Annotated in this window: 20 protein-coding genes; 9 read left to right on the top strand and 11 right to left on the bottom strand. The window is 64.9% G+C overall.

The window, feature by feature from the left end; genetic code table 11:
* A complete protein-coding gene (locus tag KQ910_RS23600) occupies positions 1–456 on the bottom strand; it encodes a YqaA family protein (RefSeq protein ID WP_216965946.1) in 456 nt (151 codons plus the stop codon).
* A 146-nt stretch (positions 457–602) separates the two neighbouring features.
* Between KQ910_RS23600 and KQ910_RS23595 the strand changes: the two genes are divergently transcribed.
* Both KQ910_RS23595 and mdlC read left to right on the top strand, forming a co-directional pair.
* On the top strand, positions 603–932 hold the full coding sequence (locus KQ910_RS23595) for a hypothetical protein (protein ID WP_216965944.1): 330 nt from the start codon (positions 603–605) through the stop codon (positions 930–932).
* 159 nt (positions 933–1,091) lie between these two features.
* Positions 1,092–2,696, top strand: a complete 1,605-nt coding sequence (mdlC, locus tag KQ910_RS23590; RefSeq protein WP_216965942.1) for a benzoylformate decarboxylase — start codon at positions 1,092–1,094, stop codon at positions 2,694–2,696.
* Between the two features lie 3 nt (positions 2,697–2,699).
* Here the strand turns inward: mdlC and KQ910_RS23585 are convergent, their stop codons facing one another.
* Positions 2,700–4,148 carry an amino acid permease gene (locus KQ910_RS23585; RefSeq protein ID WP_216965940.1) on the bottom strand — a complete coding sequence of 483 codons (1,449 nt, stop codon included), beginning with the start codon at positions 4,146–4,148 and terminating at the stop codon, positions 2,700–2,702.
* 94 nt (positions 4,149–4,242) lie between these two features.
* Here KQ910_RS23585 and KQ910_RS23580 point away from each other — a divergent pair, with 94 nt between their 5' ends.
* On the top strand, positions 4,243–4,584 hold the full coding sequence (locus tag KQ910_RS23580; RefSeq protein WP_216965939.1) for a hypothetical protein: 342 nt from the start codon (positions 4,243–4,245) through the stop codon (positions 4,582–4,584).
* Positions 4,585–4,606: 22 nt separating this feature from the next.
* On the opposite strand, the gene KQ910_RS23575 is transcribed toward KQ910_RS23580, so the two are convergent.
* The gene (locus KQ910_RS23575; RefSeq protein WP_216965937.1) at positions 4,607–5,578 is read right to left on the bottom strand and encodes a Bug family tripartite tricarboxylate transporter substrate binding protein; all 972 of its coding nucleotides are present in this window, start codon (positions 5,576–5,578) and stop codon (positions 4,607–4,609) included.
* Between the two features lie 202 nt (positions 5,579–5,780).
* Here KQ910_RS23575 and KQ910_RS23570 point away from each other — a divergent pair, with 202 nt between their 5' ends.
* A complete protein-coding gene (locus KQ910_RS23570; RefSeq protein ID WP_369408435.1) occupies positions 5,781–6,182 on the top strand; it encodes a helix-turn-helix domain-containing protein in 402 nt (133 codons plus the stop codon).
* Positions 6,183–6,262: 80 nt separating this feature from the next.
* Positions 6,263–6,652: an MliC family protein gene (locus KQ910_RS23565; protein ID WP_216965932.1), complete on the top strand. Its 390-nt coding sequence runs from the start codon at positions 6,263–6,265 to the stop codon at positions 6,650–6,652.
* Positions 6,653–6,661: 9 nt separating this feature from the next.
* On the opposite strand, the gene KQ910_RS23560 is transcribed toward KQ910_RS23565, so the two are convergent.
* The 4 genes from KQ910_RS23560 to KQ910_RS23545 form a co-directional block, all read right to left on the bottom strand.
* On the bottom strand, positions 6,662–7,327 hold the full coding sequence (locus KQ910_RS23560) for an amino acid ABC transporter permease (protein WP_216966726.1): 666 nt from the start codon (positions 7,325–7,327) through the stop codon (positions 6,662–6,664).
* The gene (locus tag KQ910_RS23555) at positions 7,324–8,004 is read right to left on the bottom strand and encodes an amino acid ABC transporter permease (protein WP_229600951.1); all 681 of its coding nucleotides are present in this window, start codon (positions 8,002–8,004) and stop codon (positions 7,324–7,326) included. Before KQ910_RS23555 ends, KQ910_RS23560 begins: the two co-directional genes overlap by 4 nt.
* A gap of 12 nt (positions 8,005–8,016) precedes the next feature.
* On the bottom strand, positions 8,017–8,757 hold the full coding sequence (locus KQ910_RS23550; protein WP_369408434.1) for an amino acid ABC transporter ATP-binding protein: 741 nt from the start codon (positions 8,755–8,757) through the stop codon (positions 8,017–8,019).
* 95 nt (positions 8,758–8,852) lie between these two features.
* Positions 8,853–9,707 (bottom strand): transporter substrate-binding domain-containing protein, encoded by an 855-nt coding sequence (locus KQ910_RS23545; protein ID WP_216965930.1) that lies wholly within the window; start codon positions 9,705–9,707, stop codon positions 8,853–8,855.
* An 84-nt stretch (positions 9,708–9,791) separates the two neighbouring features.
* On the opposite strand from KQ910_RS23545, the gene KQ910_RS23540 reads away from it, so the two are divergent.
* A complete protein-coding gene (locus tag KQ910_RS23540) occupies positions 9,792–10,454 on the top strand; it encodes an aspartate/glutamate racemase family protein (protein WP_216965928.1) in 663 nt (220 codons plus the stop codon).
* An 81-nt stretch (positions 10,455–10,535) separates the two neighbouring features.
* Here the strand turns inward: KQ910_RS23540 and KQ910_RS23535 are convergent, their stop codons facing one another.
* The 4 genes from KQ910_RS23535 to KQ910_RS23520 are packed head-to-tail and all read right to left on the bottom strand — an operon-like array spanning position 10,536 to position 14,569.
* Positions 10,536–11,162 carry a flavin reductase family protein gene (locus tag KQ910_RS23535; protein WP_216965926.1) on the bottom strand — a complete coding sequence of 209 codons (627 nt, stop codon included), beginning with the start codon at positions 11,160–11,162 and terminating at the stop codon, positions 10,536–10,538.
* A gap of 11 nt (positions 11,163–11,173) precedes the next feature.
* Positions 11,174–12,124: an N-carbamoyl-D-amino-acid hydrolase gene (locus tag KQ910_RS23530; RefSeq protein ID WP_216965924.1), complete on the bottom strand. Its 951-nt coding sequence runs from the start codon at positions 12,122–12,124 to the stop codon at positions 11,174–11,176.
* 13 nt (positions 12,125–12,137) lie between these two features.
* Positions 12,138–13,607, bottom strand: coding sequence for a dihydropyrimidinase (gene hydA / locus KQ910_RS23525; protein WP_216965922.1), 1,470 nt, complete (start codon positions 13,605–13,607; stop codon positions 12,138–12,140).
* 5 nt (positions 13,608–13,612) lie between these two features.
* Complete coding sequence (locus tag KQ910_RS23520) at positions 13,613–14,569, bottom strand: dihydrodipicolinate synthase family protein (RefSeq protein WP_216965920.1); 957 nt, start codon at positions 14,567–14,569, stop codon at positions 13,613–13,615.
* Positions 14,570–14,681: 112 nt separating this feature from the next.
* Here KQ910_RS23520 and KQ910_RS23515 point away from each other — a divergent pair, with 112 nt between their 5' ends.
* Genes KQ910_RS23515 through KQ910_RS23505 form a run of 3 tightly spaced genes read left to right on the top strand, consistent with a single transcriptional unit; the run spans position 14,682 to position 18,124 of the window.
* Positions 14,682–15,620 (top strand): ABC transporter permease, encoded by a 939-nt coding sequence (locus KQ910_RS23515; RefSeq protein ID WP_216965918.1) that lies wholly within the window; start codon positions 14,682–14,684, stop codon positions 15,618–15,620.
* Entirely contained in the window at positions 15,617–16,522 is a 906-nt protein-coding gene (locus KQ910_RS23510) for an ABC transporter permease (RefSeq protein ID WP_216965917.1), read from the top strand. Before KQ910_RS23515 ends, KQ910_RS23510 begins: the two co-directional genes overlap by 4 nt.
* Before the next feature lie 24 nt (positions 16,523–16,546).
* The gene (locus KQ910_RS23505) at positions 16,547–18,124 is read left to right on the top strand and encodes an ABC transporter substrate-binding protein (protein ID WP_216965914.1); all 1,578 of its coding nucleotides are present in this window, start codon (positions 16,547–16,549) and stop codon (positions 18,122–18,124) included.
* Positions 18,125–18,142 lie beyond the last annotated feature (18 nt).

Genomic DNA, 18,142 nt, shown 5'->3' with positions numbered 1-18,142 from the left:
CTAGGCGACCCAACCCAGCGTCGCAGCGACGAGGACGGCGTAGCGCGCGGTCTTGCCGATGGCCACCAGGACGACAAAGAGCAGCAGCGGCGTGCGCAGAGCCCCCGCCACGACCGTCAGCGCATCGCCACCGAACGGCAGCCAGGCGAACAGCAACGACCACACGCCCCAGCGTGCGTACCAGCGCTCGACCCTTTCGTAGTCGCGGGGCTTCACCGGAAACCAGCGGCGGTCGCGGAACCGCTCGACGAAGCGCCCGAGGATCCAGTTCACGATCGAGCCCAGCGTGTTGCCCACGCTGGCGGCCAGGAGGAGCGTCGGCCAGTGGGATGGGTCCGCCACCAGCAGGCCTACCAGCACCAGTTCGGACTGAAAGGGAAAGATCGTGGCAGCGAGAAAAGCGGCCGCAAAGAGGCCGGCGTGGCCGACGGCAAACGGGCTGAGAACCCACTCCATCAAGCGTCGTCCCCGGCCCGTTCGGGCCACTTCGCGGCCGGATCAAGGCTCTCCAGCAACTCTCTCTTTCGGCTTTTCGATGCAACACCAGAGATCGGGCCGGCGTTCATTCTGTGCAGCTCGATAGAACCCAATGGAGGATACTCATGAAGAAGCTCGTCACCCTCGCCGTGATCGCCAGCACCACCATCGGCGGCGCCGCCTGGGCACAGACCATGCAGCCCAGCACGCCGGCCGGCCGTGACATGAATTCGATGCCCGGCCAGACCAGCAATCCGAATACCAACCTTCCGGCCACCTCGTCGAATGCGACCGCCGCCGAAGCCGCCGCCAAGTCGCAGATCGAGGCCAAAGGCTACAACGGCATCAAGTCCCTGACCCGTGACACGGCCGGCAATTGGACCGGCAAGGCCATGCGCAACAACGTCGAAGTGGCCGTCACGTTGGACACCAACGGCAACATCCGCGAGCAGTAGGAGCCACACCCTACTCACTTGCGGAACGGCGGAGCGCCCTACCCCTCGTGGGGCGCTCCGTTCGCATGTCCGTATTTCGCCGGGTCGTTTGCGGGTGTCGCGAGCGTCAAAGCCCACTAGAGTGCGGGTCGTCGACTCAATCGAAGAGGGATGATCCATATGCGCACCGTCAAGGACGTCACCTTCGACCTGCTTCGCAAGCTGGGAGTCACCACGGTTGTTGGCAATCCCGGCTCGACGGAAGAAACGTTCCTCAAGAACTTTCCCCATGATTTCGATTATGTGATGGCCCTTCAGGAGGCCAGCGTGGTCGGGATCGCCGACGGCCTTTCGCAAGGCCTCCGCAAGCCGGTGATCGTCAACGTCCACACCGGCGCCGGCATGGGCAATGCGCTCGGTTGCATCGTCACGGCCTACCAGAACAAGACGCCGTTGATCGTCACCGCCGGCCAGCAGACCCGCGAGATGCTCCTGCTCGAGCCGCTCCTGACCAACATCGATTCGACCAACCTGCCGCGACCGTGGGTGAAATGGGCCTACGAACCCGCGCGAGCCGAGGACATCCCAGCGGCCTTCATGCGCGCCTACGCCACGGCGATGCAGCAGCCGAGCGGCCCTGTATTCCTGTCCCTGCCGCTCGACGACTGGGACAAGCCGATGCCCGAGGTCGATGCCTTCCGCACCGTCGCCACGCGCGTCGGCCCCGACCCTGTTCGCGTGGCCGAGTTCGCAGAACGTATCAACGCGGCCAAATCTCCCATCGTCGTCTACGGGTCCGACCTGGCCCGTAGCCAGGCCTGGGATGAAGGCATCCGTTTTGCTGAAACGCTCGGCGCGCCGGTCTGGACCGCCCCCTTCGCCGAACGCACGCCGTTTCCCGAGAACCATCGCCTGCATGCCGGCGCCCTGCCCGCCGCCATCGGACCGCTCGGCAAGAAGTTCACCGGCCACGACCTGGTGATCGTCATCGGAGCGCCGGTCTTCCGCTACTACCCCTATGTGGGCGGTGATTATGTGCCGAAGGGCACTCACCTCCTGCAGGTCACGGACGATCCCAACATGTCGTCCAAGGCGCCGGTCGGCGACAGCCTCGTGTCGGACGCCAAACTGTTTCTCGACGCCATCCAGCCCCTTGTGAAGAAGCGGACCTCGTCTGTGCCGGCGCCGCTGAGAGCTCCGCCCAGGACGCCCGACATGGATTCCCAGCCGCTGGCCGCCGACGCCATCATGGTCGCGGTTCGCAAGGCCTGCCCCGCCGACTTCGTGCTCGTCGAGGAAGCGCCTTCGGTGGTCGCCGAGATGCAGGACCAGTTCCGCATCGACAAGCCCGACTGCTTCTACACCTTCGCCTCGGGTGGCCTGGGCTGGGACATGCCCGCCGCGGTCGGCCTCGCGCTGGCGGAGCGCAGCAGCGGCCGCAGGCGCCCTGTCATCGCGCTGATGGGCGATGGCTCCTTCCAGTATTCCGTGCAGGCGCTCTACACCGCCGTCCAACAGAAGGCACACGTCGTCTTCGTGGTCCTCCAGAACCACGAATACGCGATCCTCAAATCCTTCGCCGAGCTTGAGCAAACCCCCAACGTGCCGGGGCTCGACCTTCCGGGCATCGACCTAGAGGCGCTGGCTAAAGGGTATGGGGCACCGGCGACGCTGGCGAAGACCGGCGCGGAAGTGACGGCGGCCGTGGCCGAAGCCATCGCGCGTCCAGGCGTCAGCGTCGTGGTGGTGCCCCTCACGCGCAAGCGGCACTCGCTGCTGGGCTGAAGCCTAGTCTGCCAGGCGAGCGGTGGCGCGCGACCGGCCGTAGGCGAAATAGACCGCGAGGCCGATCGCCATCCACACGATGAAGCGCACCCAGGTTACCGGCGAAAGGCCCACCATCAGGCCCAAGCAGGACAGCATGCCGAGAAGCGGCACCCACGGTGCGCCGGGCACCCGAAAGGGGCGAGGCGCCTTCGGTTCGAGGCTGCGCAGGCGGACGACCGCCGCACACACCAACACGAACGAGAAGAGCGTCCCGACGCCAACGAGTTCGCTCAGCGTCTCGATGGGGGTAGCGGCCGCGAATGTGGCGACGACGATGCCGATCAGGATCTGGCTCATCCAGGGCGTCTTCAGTTTCGGATGAATGGCGCCGAAAAGAGGTGGCATCAGGCCGTCCTTCGCCATCGCAGCGAAGATTCGGCTCTGGCCATAGAGAAGAACGAGGATGGCGGTGGTGATGCCGATCAAGGCACCGAGCTGGATCAGCAGCGCGAGCCAGCCGATTCCCATCCGCTCGACCGCAAGGCCGACCGGTGCCGCGACGTTCAGATCGCGATAGGGAACGCTTCCGACAAGCACGGCTGCCACGAGGATGTAGAGAATCGTCGACAGGGAGAGTGCGCCGATGATGCCGATCGGCATGTCCCGCTGGGGATTTCTCGCCTCCTGGGCGCAGTTCGAAACGGAATCGAAGCCGATGTAGGTGATGAACACCACGGTTGCGCCGTGCAGGACGCCGCTCCAGCCGAAGACGCCGAACGTGCCGTCGTTGGGTGGGACGAACGGCTGCCAGTTGGCCGCCGAAACGTAGAACACCCCGAAGCCGATGAACGCGAGGATGACCGACAGTTTCAGGGCGACCATGAGATTGTTGACGCGGGCCGATTCTCGCGTGCCGCCCACCAGCAGGAGGGTAAGGACCGCCACGATGGCTACGGCCGGCAAATTGGCAATCGCCGTCGCGCTGCTGCCATCGGCAAGCGTGACGACCGTCCCCGTCGAGTTCGTGAGGCGCGGCGAGAGATTGATCCCGATCAAGGCCAGTGTACCGTCGAGATAGCCCGACCAGCCGACCGCAACGGCTGCTCCTCCGATCGAGTATTCGAGAATCAGGTTCCAGCCGACCAGCCACGCGGCAAGCTGCCCGAGGCTGGCATAGGTGTAGGTATAGGTGCTGCCGGCGACGGGCATCATGGCCGCCAGTTCGGCGTAGCAGAGCCCCACGAAGGCGCAGGCGATGCCCGCCAGCACGAAGGACAGGATCACGGCCGGGCCTGCGTAGAGAGCGGCCGCCGTCCCCGTCAGGACGAAGATGCCGGCGCCGATGATGGCGCCGATTCCCATGAAAACGATACTGAGCGGACCGAGTACCTTCGGCAGTGACGCTGCCTGCTCCGCCTGCCGCACGATGTCGGACAGCTGCTTGCGCGCTCCGACGCCCTTCAAGCTCATATGCCGAGTTCTCCCCTGCCCCCTCTTAGCAAGATCGCGGCGGAGACCCTATATGAAGGACATGCAAAAACGCCTCCTGTTCCTTGGATGCGGATTGGCGGTTGTCGCATTTGCCGGCGCGGCCTCCGCCCAGCTGGTGCCCGGATCAATCGGCAACGGCGGTCGTATGCCCGACACCATGTCTCCGGGCGCCTTGCCGCCACCGCCCGTCGCGCCGCCTGCCCCCGTCATGGCGCCGCCGCCGCCTCAACCCAACACCTACTCGCTGAACCGCGACCGGCTCGAGAATCAGGGCTACCGCGTGCAGCGTCTCCAGCAGGAGAATGACGGATCCTGGCGGGCTCGGGTCACGCGCGATCCCGTGCCGACACGCCCCCAGGGCGTGCCCAAGCGGGTCACGATCCATCCCAACGGGCAGATCATCGAGGAATACTGAGGCTGACGCCGGCAGGACTCGGCTATTTCCCCGTCGTTATGTTCGCTTCCTTGATCACCTTCGCCCACTTCGGGATGTCGGCGGCGATCGCGGCGCGGGTTTCCTCCGGGGTGCTGCCCACCAGGTCCAGGCCCATGGCGTTGAACTTCTTCTTCAGCTCCGGATCGGCCAGCACCTTCAGCGAGTCGCCCCGCACCTTCTCGACGATCGCCCCGGGCAAACCGGCCGGCCCCAGCAGGGCGAACCAGGAAGTAGCCTCGAAGCCGGGGAATCCCTGCTCCGCAAGCGTGGGCAGGTCCGGCGCGCTCGACGTCCGCTTCAGCGAGGTGACCGCAATGCCGCGCACGCGGCCGTCGCGGACCAGCGGCATCGCCGCACCGGCATTCTGGATGCCGACCTGGACCACGCCGCTCATGAGGTCGGCCATGTTGGCGCCGCGATAGGGAATGTGCTCCATCTTGATGCCGGCCAGAAAGCAGAACAATTCGCCCGCAATATGCTGCGGCGTGCCGACGCCCGGTGTTCCATAGGAGAGCTTGCCCGGATTGGCCTTGGCGTAGGCGATCAGCTCGGCAATCGACTTCACCGGCAGGTCGTTGTTCACCATGAACAACGACGGCATTACCAGCGACGTCGAAATCGGCGTCAGATCCTTCAGCGGATCGAATGGCAGAGCCTGCATCGACGGCAGGATGGTGATGGCTGCATTGCCCGACCACATGAGCGTGTAACCGTCGGGCGGCGCCTTGGCGACGCGGTCGACACCGATGGCGCCGGAGTTGCCGGCGACGTTCTCGACGATCACCGGTTGGCCCCAGGCCTCCGTGAATTTCTGAGCGAACATCCGGGCGGTGACGTCCGTCGAACTGCCGGCCGTGAAGCCGACGACGATCTTGACCGGCTTGTCCGGCCAGTTGGCCTGTGCGGCCGCCGACTGGGCGAAGGCCAGCGCGAACAGACCGCTGCAAACCGCGCGAACGAGACTGAAAATCATTCTTCCTCCCAAGGGCGATCTCTGCCGCCTCCAACCACCGTATGAAGCCCGCACCTGAGAGGCAACCGCAGCTTTCAGGCGCGCCCGACCAGCGAACTTCGGATTATGCACAATGAATTGAACGACCGATCGCCACCATAACCACTCGAAAGGTGCGTGTAAGACGGTGCTGCGATATGTTGCCCGCGCAATGGAGGTATTCGTGGCCCGCTCTCATCCAGTAGACACTCATGTCGGCAATCGACTTCGGCAGCGTCGCGCTCTTCTCGGGATGAGTCAGACCGATCTCGGCAACGCCGTAGGCCTGACCTTTCAGCAGGTGCAGAAGTATGAGCGCGGCTTCAATCGCATAAGCTCGAGCCGCCTCTTCGAGTTTTCAAAAGTCCTCGATGTTCCGGTCGAACACTTCTTCGACGGAATGGGCGCGACGGCCGTGGCGGCAAAGCGAAAGCCCGGACGTCCGCGGGCTCCAGAGAAGCCCGCCGACTCCGATCTCAACACCAAGCGCGAGACGCTCGAGCTGGTCCGCGCCTACTACAAGATCCGCAGCAAGAGCCTGCGGGAAAAGACGCGCGACCTGATCATCGCACTCGCCCGGGATTGAGCAGCGAGGGAAACATCCGGCCTTTGGCGGCGTTGAAGAAGCCTTGCCGCCTCTTTCCGCTTCTGGCCGGAGATCCGATCATGACCCGCTCCCTCACCCTGGGCGCCGTGCTGCTGCCGATCGCCTCTGTCGTCGCCTGCAGCGACGGTCCCGCGCTCAAGGTACCGCCACCCGACGCGCCGATGTCCACCGTCCGGTATCAGTGCCAGCAGAACAAGACGGTCGTGGCGGACTATTATGACGGAAAGTCGAGCGTCGCCCCGGATGGCCGCCCCATCCCCGGCGGACGCGTCGTGGTGCAACTCAGCGACGGCCGCAAGTTCAGCCTGCCCCAGACGCTCTCAGCGTCCGGCATACGTTACGCCGATTCGAGTGGCACTTTCGTCTTCTGGAGCAAGGGCGACACGGCCTTCATCGAGGAAGGCCCCAGCCAGACGATCACTTACCGCGACTGCGTCATCAAGCGCTGAGCCAGAGCCTCAGCGGCGGCTGGCCAGCGCGCGGTTCTCAAGCCGGCTCAGCAATCGCACGAGCGGCCACAGCAGCAGGAAGTAGATCACCGCCGCCATCACGATGGGCGTGGGGTTGTAAGTGATGCTCTGGGCCTGCCGCGCCTCGTAGAGCAGCTCGGGCACCGCGACGACCGAGCCTAGCGACGTGAGCTTCACCACTTCCAGCGTGTTGGACAGCAGGTCGGGCATCACGTTCCGCACCGCCTGGGGGAGCACGACGTACCGCATGGCCTGCATCCGGCCGAGACCGGTGGAGCGCGCGGCCTCGACCTGGCCCGCCGGAACGGAATCGATGCCGGCCCGGAAGATCTCGCCATAGTACGAACCGGTGTTGAGAAAGAAGGCGATGGCCACGCAGGCGAAGCCGCCCAGTTCCAGCCCGGCGAACGGCAGACCCGCGAACAGCAGGACCAGCAGCACCAGCGGCGGGAAAGCCCGGAAGAAATCGACCCAGGCCATCAGCGGCCAACGCACCAGCGGATGCTTGATGGAGGCGAGCAGCGCCAGGATCAGGCCGCCCAGCAAGCCCAGCGGCACCACGATCAGCGACAGCAGGATCGTGTTCCACAGGCCGGTCAGCACGATCGGCCAGGCCGCCTTCATGATCTCGATGTTGAAGAAGGCCTCGATCATCGCTTCCACGCGAACTTTGCTTCGATCCAGCGCGCGGCGACGACCACCGGCAAGAACAGGACGACGTAGGCCGCCGCCCCCATCATGAGCGGCGAGGGATTGTAGGAATTCGACATCGCCGAACTCGCCTGCCCCAGGATCTCGGTGACGGCCACGACGGTGCCGAGCGCGGTGCCCTTGGTGATGGAGATGGTGCGGTTGGTGAGCGGCGGAATGGTGAGCCGGAATGCCTGTGGCAGCACGACGTTGAACAGCGTCTGGCCGAACGACAGGCCGGTCGAGCGCGACGCTTCCCACTGCCCCTTCGGGATCGAGGTGATGCCCGCCCAGAAGATCTCCTCGGAGAAGGCCATCAGCACGAAGGCGAGCGACAGCCAGGTCGAGACGAAACCCGAAGGCGCCGGCCCCGCATAGGGCAGGCCGAAATACATCAGGACGATGATGACCAGCGGCGGCAATGAGCGGAACAGGTCGACAACGAAGATGATCAGCCAGTTGAGCGGCCGGATGGCGAGGCTGCGCAGCAGCGCAAGCGCCAGCCCGGCGCCCAGGCCCGTCACGACGATCAGCAGCGCGAGCTCGATGGTCACCACCATGCCGGACAGGATGTCAGGCAGGTACTTCCACATGACCTTCGCATTGAAGAAGGTTTCGACGAACTTATCCCAGCCGCTCATGCCGTGCGGCCCTCAGTGCCGCTGGATCTGGCCGATGAAGGCACGCGTGCGTTCGTGGGCCGGGGCCTCGAAGATGGCGGCCGGCGGTCCCTGCTCCACGATCAGCCCGTCGTCCATGAACACGACCCGGTCGGCGGCATTGCGCGCGAAGCCCATTTCATGGCTCACGACGATCATGGTCATGCCGCTCTCGCGCAGGTCGCGCATGACTTCCAGCACCGAGCCGACGAGCTCGGGATCGAGTGCGCTGGTCGGCTCGTCGAACAGCATCACGCGCGGTTCCAGGGCGATCGAGCGGGCGATGGCCACGCGCTGCTGCTGGCCGCCCGAGAGTTGCCCCGGTGTATGGTCGGCGCGATCGGCCAGGCCGACCCGCTTCAGCGCCGCATGGCCGAGCGCCTCGGCCTCGGCACGGCTCTTCCCCGCCACCTTGCGCAGCGCCAGCGTGACGTTCCCTAGCGCCGTCATGTGCGGGTAGAGATTGAAGGACTGGAACACCATGCCGATGCGGCGGCGGGCATGGTTGATGTTGGTGCGGGCGTCGAGCATGTCGATGCCGTCGACCATGATCGAGCCGGACGACGGCTCCTCCAGCCGGTTGAGGCAGCGCAACAGGGTCGACTTGCCCGAGCCCGACGGCCCGATCACGAACACCAGTTCGCGCTCGTCCACCTTCAAATCGACGCCCTTCAGGACGTGAAGGGTACCGAAATGCTTATGGATCGCGCGTGCATCGACGATGTGGCTGGTCACGGGGCTCTTGTCGTTTCAAGCGGAGCAAAACGCAATCGAGGGGCCTTCGCCGATGCCGGAAAGGCCCCTCGGTCTGCAGCTTCAGGAGGACGGCCTCAGCCGCCGCACTTCAGTTCATGCGGCGTCGGATCGTAGCCCGGCATGCCCGGCACGCCGTAACCCGGCGTGACCACCACCGCGAGATCGTCGGCCGCCGGCTTCTTGTTGAACCACTTCTCGTAGAACTTGGCCATCGTGCCGTCCTTCTTCATGCAGTCGAGCGCATCCTGCAGCTCGGCGCGAAGCTTGGGATTGTCCTTGGGCACGGGCGCCGCCCAATGGGCACGCGTTTCGGCAAGCTCGAGGTCGGCGATGAACTGCGGGTTCTTGGACGCCGCGTAGACAATCGTGGTGTTGCCGCCGAGCGTGGCATAGGCACGGCCCGAAAGCACAGCCTGCGTCGCGTCGGGCTGGGTGTCATAGACCTGCACGGTGAAGCCGTGCTCCTCGCCCATCTTCTTGGCGAGCGTCTCGTAGGGCGTGCCCTTGTTCACGGCCACGGCCTTGCCCTTGAGGTCGGCCCAGCTCTTGATCGGCGCGCTGCCCTTCTTGATGCCGAACTGGAACGCGGTCCACAGGTAGCCCGCCGTGAACAGCATGTTCTCGGCACGCTCCTTGGTCACGGTCGTCGGCGCGGCGATGAAGTCGTAGCGGCCGGACTGCATGCCCGGGATCAGCGTCGAGAAGCTGACGGCATCGATGGTGATGTCGCGCTTCATGCGCTTGGCGGCCTCGGTGAAGACGTCGATCTGGAAGCCTTCGACGCCGCCGCCCAGCTTCGGCATGGCATGCGGCGCGAAGGTGCCGTCGACGCCGGTACGCAGCGGCGGCTTCTTGTCTTGGGCGAGCGCGGGGCTCGCGCACATGAGGGCTGCGATCGCGATCGCGGCAATACGGCGTTGAATCGTCAAGGTGCGTTCCTTCCCATGAAATCCCCAGGCAGTGACGTTAGATCAGGCATTGTTGAATAGCAATTTAGGGGCCATCCTTGGCCCATGTCCGACCGCATCCTCGTCATAAACCCCAACTCCACCGAAGCCGTCACGCGCGGCATCGACGTCGCCATGGAACCGCTGCGAATTGCCGGTGGGCCTTCGATCGAATGCGTCACCCTGAAGGAAGGGCCGCCCGGCATCGAAAACCAGGGCCATGTCGAGCAGGTCGTCCCACTCATCGGCGCCATGGTGAAGAAACGCGACAACGATTGCTCCGCTTTCGTCATCGCCTGCTACTCCGATCCCGGCCTGCATGCGGCGCGCGAACTGACGACCAAGCCGGTCCTCGGTATCGCGGAGTGCGGCATCTTCACCGCCCTCACCCTGGGGCAGCGCTTTGGCGTCATCTCGATCCTGCGGAAGTCGATCCCGCGCCATCTGCGCTATGTGGGGCAGATGGGCCTCAACGACCGAATGGCCGGCGACCGCGCGATCGGGCTGGGCGTCGTCGAACTCGCCGACGAGGCTCGCACCTTCAGCCGCATGGCCGAGGTCGCAGCCGAGCTGCGCGACGAAGACGGTGCCGACGTGCTGGTCATGGGCTGCGCCGGCATGGCGCGCTACCGCGACCGCCTGCAGCGCCATGTCGGCCTGCCCGTCGTCGAGCCCAGCCAGGCCGCCGTCTCGATGGCGATCGGGCGTTCCCGGCTGAACTGGTCGTAATTGTCATCCCGATCGTAAGCGAGGGATCCTTCCGAAATCAGAAGATCCCTCGCAAATGCTCGGAATGACCAGCACGGCCCATCATTCCGCCGCCGCAGCCTTGACCACAGGGGCTGTAGGGAATTCCATGCGGTCGTTGGTGCGGCAGTAGCGGTCGGCGAACATGCGCCCGACCGGATGATACTTGTCCATGTAGACGCGCTTGGCCTTGTCGTCCCACAGCTCGTCGCGGATGTGGAAACGCAGCCCCTCTCCGATCACGAGCTGGCGATCGTCCTTCACGTTGATGACCTGCCAGGTCTTGCATTCCATCGCCCACGGCGCGTCGGCCAGTCGCGGCGTCTTGATGTCGACCGAAGGCGCGAGCTTCAGGCCGAGATAGTCGGGTTCGCCGACGTTGGGCGGAAAGTCGCCGCTCGATTCGTGCATCTTGAGCGCCAGCGGCTCGTCGGTCAGGTTGACCACGAACTCGCCGGTGCGCTCGATGTTGCTCCAGGTGTCCTTGATGCGCCCGTCCGGCCGCTTGTTGATCGCGAACATGCAAAGCGGCGGGTCTTCGGCGAAGACGTTGAAGAAGCTGAACGGCGCGGCGTTGACCGTGCCCGTCGGACCCGTGGTCGTCACCCAGGCGATCGGTCGCGGCAGCACGAAGGCGGTCAGGACCTTGTAGCGCTCGTGCGGCGTCAGGTCGTCGGAAGCGTATTGCATCTCTCTGTTCCTCAGTTCGACGGTTCGACTTTGACACCGGTGCGCTCGCTGATGAGCTTGTAGTGCTCCGGGCGACGGTGCTTGGCGAAATTGAAGGTGGTGTTGCGGATATACTCGCCGAGGCCGAGGTCGCAATCGTAGGAGATGACCTCGTCTTCCTCGGTCGTGCCCTTGGCCACGATCTCGCCGGTCGGCGCCACGATGACCGAGCCGCCATGCAGCCAGAACCCGTCTTCCTTGCCGGCCTTGGCCGTCGCGACGACCCAGATGCCGTTCTGGTAGGCAGCTGCCTGCAGCGACAGCATGTGATGGAACACGCGCAGATAGGGCGGCTCGTGCGGCGCATAGACGTTGTCGCTGGGCGTGTTGTAGCCCAGCACCACCATCTCGGCGCCCTTCAGCGCCATGACGCGGAAGGTCTCGGGCCAGCGGCGATCGTTGCAGATGCACTGGCCGACGATCACCTCGTCCTTGAACATCTTCCAGACGTTGAAGCCGAGATTGCCGACCTCGAAGTACTTCTTCTCGAGATGCTGGTAGGGCACCGTCGGACGATGCTCGTCATGGCCCGGCAGATGCACCTTGCGGTACTTGCCGATCAGGCGACCGTCCGGTCCGACCAGGATCGAGGTGTTGAAGTGATGCGTCGATCCCTCTTCCTCGGTCCGCTCGGCGTAACCCAGGTAGAAGCCGATCCCCTTCTCCCGCGCCAGTTCGAACAGCGGCAGCGTGTCCGGGCTCGGCATCTGGCTCTCGAAATACTTCTCAACCTCGTTCGGATCTTCCATCCAGTAGCGCGGGAAGAAGGTCGTGAGCGCGAGCTCTGGAAACACGATGAACTTGGAGCCACGGCTGTCGGCTTCCTTCAGCATCTCCATCATGCGCTTGACCACGCTCGCGCGACTGTCGGCGAGGTTGATCGGACCCAGCTGGGCAGACGAGACTTTCAGACGGCGGGACACTTGCTTCTCTCCTCTAGAACAGCGGCTTCAGGCCGAAGCGGGACATGGCCTGCAGCTCGGGCGCACTCTGCCCGATCGGCTTGGACGAATCGGGCGAGGCGCAGGGCAGGAACTGGCCGGAGCCGCGTTCGGCATTGAGCTTGCCGTCCTCGACGACGACGCGCCCGCGGCTCACGACGGTGATGGGCCACCCCTTGAGCTGGCGGCCCTCATACGGGGTATACCCGACATTGTCGTGCAGGTCCTTCCAGGTGACCGTCACGTCCTTGTCGGCATCCCAGATCGCGAAGTCGGCGTCGGAACCCACGGCGATCGTGCCCTTGCGGGGATAGAGTCCGTAGAGCTTGGCATGATTGGCCGAGGTAAGCGCCACGAACTGCTGCAAGGTGATGCGGCCCTTCTGGACGCCCTCCGAGAACAGCATCGGCAGCCGGATCTCGATGCCGGGCACGCCGTTGGCCATCTCCTTGAAGGTGGTCTTGTCGCCCTTGGGGATCTTCCCGCCGGCATTGAACTGATACGGCGCATGGTCCGACGAGAAGGTTTGGAACGTACCGTCCTTCAGCGCGGCCCAAACGGCTTCCTGCGCCGCCGAATCGCGCGGCGGCGGGCTGCAGCACCACATGGCGCCCTCGACCCCGGGCTTGTCCATGTCGTCGGCGGTCAGCGCGATGTATTGCGGGCAGGTCTCGCCGAAAATCTTCAAACCCTTCTTCTGCGCCTGACGCAGCGTTTCGATGGCCTCGATCTCGGACATGTGCACCAGGAGCAGCGGCGCATCGACCAGGCGGGCCAACGAGATCGCGCGGTTGGTCGCCTCGGCCTCGGCGATTCGTGCATGGGCGATGGCATGGAACTTCGGCGCGCCGTGACCCTGCTCGACGAGGTGATGCGCCAGCCACTGGATGATGTCGTGGTTCTCGGCATGCACCATCACCAGTGCACCGTCGCGCCGCGCCACGGAAAGAATGTCGAGGATCTGGTAGTCGCTGACCTTCATGGCATCGTAGGTCATATAGATCTTGAATGAGGTATAGCCGTCCTTGATCAGCGCCGGCAGTTCCTGCCCCAGCGCCTGCGGCGTCGGGTCGGTGACGATCAGGTGAAAGGCATAGTCGATCACTGCCTTCGGAGTCGCGGCCTCGTGATACTCGTTCACCACCTGCCGCAACGACATGCCGCGATGCTGCGCAGCGAAGGGAATGACGGTGGTGGTGCCGCCGAACGCTGCGGAGACGGTGCCGGTGTAGAAATCGTCGGCGCACATCACGCCCATGCCCGACTTCTGTTCGATATGGCAGTGGCTGTCGACGCCACCCGGCAGCACGAACTTGCCGCCGGCATCGATCTCGCGCGTGCCCTTGCCCTTGAGATCGGGGCCGATCTCGATGACCCGGCCATCCCGGACGGCGATGTCGCCCTCGGTCTGGCGCTCGGCTGTGACGATCTTTGCGTTGCGAACGATCAAATCATACTCAGCCATGTTCCCTACTCCGCCGCCTTGGCGAGGCGGCCCATATCGGCCAGGCGCCGTTCGAGCCGCGCGATCATGCCGTCGAGTTCCGTCTTGTCCGTCGCCGTGAGCGACGAGCCCGGCGCGCGCTGCTTCGGGCTCTTGATGGCGCCGCGCCGGAACAGCACTTCCTTGCGCAGCGCAAGACCGATCGCCGGCTGCACCTCGTGCCTCACCAGCGGCAGATAGATGTCGAAGAGGTCTTCCGCCTCCTCTGCCTTGCCCTTGGCGAAGAGCTCGTAGACCTGCACCAGCATCTCGGGCCAGGCGAAGCCGGTCATCGCGCCGTCGGCACCGCGGCGCATCTCCTGCGGATAGTAGAGGCCGCCATTGCCGACCAGGATCGACACGCGGCGTCGGCCGGCCTTCTTCTCGCCCTCGCGGACCTTCGTGAGCTTGGCGAGGCCCGGTGCATCCTCGTGCTTCAGCATGACGAGCTGCTTGAAGTCGTCGACAAGCCGCTCGAACACGTTGACCGGCAGGTAGACGCCCGTGGTCTGAGGGTAGTCCTGGTAAACGACCGGAATGTCGGGTCCCAGCGCCTGGAAGACCTGCGCATAGTAATTGTAGATGCCCTCGTCGCCCTTCAGGCCGGGCGCCGGCGCTACCATCACGCCCGAGGCGCCGGCGATCATCGCCTCGTGCGAGAGGCGGCGCACGTTCTCGAGGCCCGCATGGCTGACGCCCACGATCACCTGTCGGCCCTGCGCCCGGCCGATCACACGATTGACGACCGAAAGCGATTCGTCGGCGGTCAGCTTGTGGGCCTCACCCATCATGCCGAGGAGGGTGAAGCCATGTACGCCACACCCCAAATAAAAATCGGTCAGCGTATCGACGCTCTGCAGGTCGACCGCGCCCTCATCGGTGAACGGCGTTGCCGCGATGATATAGACGCCTTTTGCCTGCTCGTTCAGTTTGCCAGTCGACATGGACGACGCTCCTCGGCGCGTTTCTTGCAGCGATCATGCCACGGCCGGGCGCTTGTCGAGCGTCGCGGCGTGGGCCAGTGTTCTTACCCGAAGGGGGCAGGTTTCGAAAGAAATGGCGCGCCATATCGCCCACCGATTGATGATTTCGCTCCCCGTGCTGCTCGGGGTGCTGCTCATCGGCTTCCTCCTGCTGCAGGTCGTGCCTACCGATCCGGCAACCGTCGTGGCCGGTCCGACCGCGACGAAAGCCGAAGTCGACGCCATTCGAAACGATCTCGGTCTCAACCAGCCGCTCTGGGTCCAGTTCGGCCGCTATCTCGGCCGCGTCTTCCAGCTCGATCTCGGCCGGTCGATGATCTCGAACCGCGCCGTCGTCGACGAGATCGCCCTCACCCTCTGGCCCACCGTCGAGTTGATGCTGGCCTGCCTGATCTGGGCCGTGCCGCTCGGCATCACGTTGGGAACCCTGGCGGCGCGACGCCGCGGCACCCTCATAGATCGCGCCATCATGGCGCTCTCGGTGATGGGCGTGTCGGTCCCGGTGTTCTGGGTCGGCCTTCTCCTGATCCAGTATGTCGGCGGCGCCGGGCTCCTGCCCTTCCAGGGGCGCAACGGCCCGATCTGGACGCCCGACGGCTTCCTCAGCATCATCCTCCCGGCCGTCACTCTGGGCGCGGTCTTCGTGGGGCCCGTGGCACGCATGACGCGCACGTCACTGCTCGAAACACTCGGTGCCGACTATGTCCGCACCGCGCGCGCCAAGGGCGCCTCTGACTGGCGCGTCACGGTGCGCCACGCCTTGCGCAATGCGATGATCCCCGTTGTGACGCTCGTCGGTCTGCAGATCGGCTTTCTGCTGGGCGGCTCCATCGTCACCGAGACCATGTTCGCCTGGCCGGGTGTCGGCCGCATGGCCGTCGGCGCCATTACCTCGAGCGACTTCCCGCTGGCGCAGGGCGCCATCCTGATCCTCGCCGTCGGCTTCATGGCCATCAATCTCGCGGTCGACGTGCTCTACGCCTATCTCGATCCAAGGATCGCCCGCGGATGACCGACGCGGCCCTGCCCCTGCAAAGCGAAGCCGACCAGCGCGCCATCGCCGCGATCCGGCGCAAGAACGCCGTGTGGCGGCGCATCCTGCGCGATCCGCCCGCCGCTGTGGCGGCCCTGTTCCTGATCGTGATCGTCGGCTCCGCGATCCTCGCGCCCTGGATCGCGCCGTTCGATCCCTACGCGTCAAACATGCGCCTGCGCCTCTGCCCGATCGGCGGCGCGCGCTGCCCCGACTTCCTGCTCGGTGCGGACAACCAGGGCCGCGACATGGTGAGCCGCATTCTGTTCGGCCTGCGCGCGACCCTGGGCATCGGCATTGCCGCCGTTCTGGTGGGCGGCGGGCTTGGCGCCCTGATCGGATTGAGCGCCGCCTACTTCAAGCGCCTCGACCAGCCGCTGATGCGCCTGATCGACGTGCTGCTCTCTTTCCCGTCGATCCTGTTCGGCCTCGCCATCGCGGCGGTGATGGGCACAGGTCTTTTCTCGTTGGTCGTCGCGCTGAGCATCGCCTCGATCCCCTCGATCGCCCGCATCGCGCGCGGCGCGGCACAGTCGATCATGCAGCAGGAATACATGGAAGCCGGCCGCGCCGTCGGCCTTGGCGACGGCGCGCTGATCTGGCGCTACCTCGCGCTCAACTGCTGGCCAACCATCCTGATCTACATGACGCTGCAGCTCGGCCAGGCGATCCTGCTGGGCGCCGCGCTCTCTTTCCTCGGCCTCGGCGCACAGCCGCCGACCGCCGAGCTGGGCAGCATGGCCGCCGACGGCCGCAAGTTCCTGTCGATCGCGCCGCATGTCTCGACCCTGCCCTGCGCAGCGATCTTCCTCGTGGTTCTGGCATTCAACGTGCTGGGCGACGCGTTGCGCGACGCTCTCGATCCGAAGTTGCGGCAATAAGGTGAGAAAAGAGGAGGTGTGGGCATGAGCAGGAACCTGACGTTGGCGGCATTGGCCGCAGTGGCCGTAACGGGCCTTGCGGCGCCGGCAATGGCGCAGAAGAACGTGACCATCGTGCGCGAGATCGACACCGATCGCTACGATCCGCACAAGTCGACCTCGCGGTCGGGCGCCGAAGTCATCTACATGATGGGCGACACGATGGTGAACCTCGACTTCGACATGAAGACGCTGAAGCCGGGCCTCGCCACGAGCTGGACGGTTTCGCCCGACGGCCTCACCTACACCTTCAAGCTGCGAGACGACGTCACCTTCTGCAGCGGCAAGAAGATGACCGCCAAGGACGTGGTCGCCACCTACGAGCGCTGGCTCGATCCCGAGACCAAGGGCCTCGTGAAGTGGCGCATGGGCGACGTCGACAAGATCTCGGCGCCCGACGACGTCACGGTCGAGTACAAGCTCAAGAAGCCGTTCTCCGAGCTGCTCTACCAGATGACGCAGTACTTCCACACGGTCCTGAACGTGGACCAGGCCAAGCAGCTCGGCGCCGACTTCGGCGTGAAGGGCTTCGACGGCACCGGTCCCTACTGCTTCGAAAGCTGGACACCGCGCGATTCGACCGTGCTCACCAAGCACAAGGGCTACAAGTGGGGCCCCCCGATCTACGACTACAGCGAGGCCCAGGTCGACAAGGTGACCTGGAAGGTGGTCCCCGAGGAGAACACCCGCGTCACCGCGCTGCAGGCCGGCCAGGCCGATGCCAGCCAGTACGTTCCCTACTGGTCGATCAAGGAACTGCAGGCCAACAAGAATCTCTCGGTGACCAAGGCCGCGAACTTCTTCTGGACCTACTTCATCGGCTTCAAGGTCGACAAGGAGCTGGTCAGCGACGTGCGCGTGCGCCGGGCCCTCAACCTCGCCGTCGATCAGAAGGCGATTACCGAAGCCGTCACCTTCGGCTTCGCCGAACCGGCCTCGACGATGCTCATGCCCAACGTCCTCGACTTCAATGCGAAGCTCGACAGGAACGCCTACGGCGAGAACGTCAAGGAAGCCGAGAAGCTCCTCGACGAGGCCGGCTGGAAGAAGGGCGCCGACGGCTTCCGCTACAAGGACGGCAAGAAGCTCGCGCCGCTGATCTACGGCATCTCGGGCACCTTCAAGGAGATTGCCGAGGCCGTACAGGGCGACCTGCGCAAAGTCGGCGTCGATCTGCAGATCCAGCTCTTCGACTCGACCGTGGCGTGGGGCAAGCTCGCCACGCAGGAGTTCGACGCCTTCGGCATGAGCTTCCCCTATGTCAGTGCGGGCGACGCCCTGAACCTCTACTTCCGCTCGGCCAACACGCCCACGCCGAACCGTATGAACTGGAAGGACAAGGAAACGGACGAGCTGCTCGACAAGGGCTCGACCGCGACCGACGAAGCGACCCGCACCGCCTCCTACCAGGCGGTACAGCAGAAGGTGCATGACGCGTTCGTGTGGATTCCGCTGTTCCATGAGCCGCTGTTCGTCGTGGCCGGTTCCAAGCTCAAGCCCATCAAGGCGCACGGCAACTACGGATGCGGCCTCTACAAGGGCCTGGGCATCGCGTTCAAATAGCAAGCAGCCAGCAAGCGG

The sequence above is a fragment of the Reyranella humidisoli genome (assembly GCF_019039055.1).
Classification (GTDB): Bacteria; Pseudomonadota; Alphaproteobacteria; order Reyranellales; family Reyranellaceae; genus Reyranella; species Reyranella humidisoli.
Note: the sequence above shows the minus strand (reverse complement) of the source record. Positions and strands in the feature narration are given on the sequence as shown.